Here is a 1885-nt window from a genome sequence, read left to right as displayed (position 1 = left end):
GAAGGAGTCATGGAATATAGGCCGTCAGCTTTATGTCGATTGGATTCCACAAATTGTTTACAATCATCATCAGTCTGGCCCTGCGGGGACCGTCGTAGCGGGGCCGCCCTACCGGGATCCGTTCAACTACGTCTACGACCCGTTGCTCATCACCAGTCTTGACGCCGTGGGCGCGGCTATGAACTCGCGGCTCAACGCCGAGGGCAAACCCGGCTATACGCAGCGGGCGGGGTCAGTGTACAGCACTTGGTGGAACGGTGGCCTGCGCACCGCGCCCTATTTCCACAACATGATCGGCATTCTGACCGAAATCATCGGCAGTCCAACGCCCGACACCATCCCGCTGGTACCGCAGCGACTAATCCCCAATGGCTCCCAGACTTTCCCGATTGCTCCGCAACTCTGGCATTTTCGGCAGTCGATAGACTACTCAGTGTCGCTCAACTACGCTGTGCTGAGCCACGCCGTCCGCCAGCGTGACGAACTGCTTTACAATATTTACCGCATGGGTAAAAATGCCATCGAACGTGGTCAACGCGACTATTGGGCGCTTTCTCCCAAAAAAATCAAAGAAATCGAAGACGATTACGAAGCGGCGAAGAAAAAAAACAGCAAAGCCAAGCTCACTCAGGCTTATTATGACTCGGTGATGACCGACCCCACCCGGCGCGACCCGCGCGGCTACGTGCTGCCAGCCGACCAGCCCGATTTTGCCACGGCGACTAAATTTGTCAATGCCCTTATCAAGTCGGGCGTGCAGGTTCACCGGGCTACGGCGGATTTCAAGGTGGGTGGGAAAAACTACCCTGAGGGTACTTACGTCGTCAAGACCGCCCAGGCATTTCGGCCGCACGTACTGGATATGTTCGAGCCGCAGGATCATCCCAATGATTTCCAGTACCCCGGTGGCCCACCCGTGCGGCCCTACGACGCGGCGGGCTGGACGCTGGCATATCAAATGGGTGTGCAGTTCGACCGTATCTTGGACGGCTTCGATGGCCCGTTCCAGGCGATTCTTTACGGAGAACTGCAGCATCCGGCGGGTACTTTGGAAGCCGTCAATCCTATGGCGGGATACGTGCTGAGTCCCGAAACCAACGACTCGTTCACGGCCGTGACCGATCTTCTAAAAGCCAATGTGGACGTTTTTCGCACCACCGAATCCTCCGAGTTGGCGGCGGGTACCTTCTTCGTTCCGGCGGGCGAGCAGGCCAAGGCTATCCTGGGCCGCGCCACCAGCGACCTGGGCATCGACGTACAAGGCGTGAAGCAGCGGCCCACGACAGCCATGAGCAAGGTCGCGCCGTTGCGCGTAGGCTTGTGGGATACCTACGGCGGCTCCATGCCCTCGGGCTGGGTGCGCTGGCTAAGCGAGCAGTTTCATTTTCCGGTAGAAGTGGTGTACGCCCCGACCCTCGACGCGGGCGATTTGCGCAAAAAATACGATGTACTGCTGTTCGTGACCAGCGCCATTCCCGCCCTGCCGGGCGGCGACACGGGCCGTTACCGCAGCCGCAAAGAACCCGACCCCAAAGAAATCCCGAAAGAATACCGCGATCAGTTGGGCAAGGTTTCGGTAGATACGACGATTGTCGAGCTGAAAAAATTCCTGGAAGCGGGCGGCACAGTACTTACTATCGGCAGCAGTACCAATCTGGCCTATCACCTGAAACTGCCTGTCCGCAACAAGTTGGTGGAGATTGGCCGCGAGGGCAAAGAAAATCGCCTGCCGAGCGAGAAGTACTACATCCCCGGCAGCATCCTGCGTGTGAATGTGGACTCCACACGCGCTATCAGCTGGGGCATGCCCGCCCAAGCCGATGTTTATTTTGAGAACAGCCCGGTCTTCGATGTCGCGCCCGATGCCCTGGCCAAGGGCGACATC

Annotated in this window: 1 protein-coding gene; it reads left to right on the top strand. The window is 58.2% G+C overall.

What is annotated here, in order from left to right:
• The coding region (locus ACEW8P_RS10985) for a peptidase (RefSeq protein WP_373513128.1) at positions 1-1885 on the top strand (1885 nt) is incomplete at both ends.

The sequence above is a fragment of the Persicitalea sp. genome (assembly GCF_041751555.1).
Lineage (GTDB): Bacteria > Bacteroidota > Bacteroidia > Cytophagales > Spirosomataceae > Persicitalea.
The sequence above is the reverse complement of the archived record's forward strand: the minus strand, read 5'-3'. Positions and strand labels throughout refer to the sequence as shown.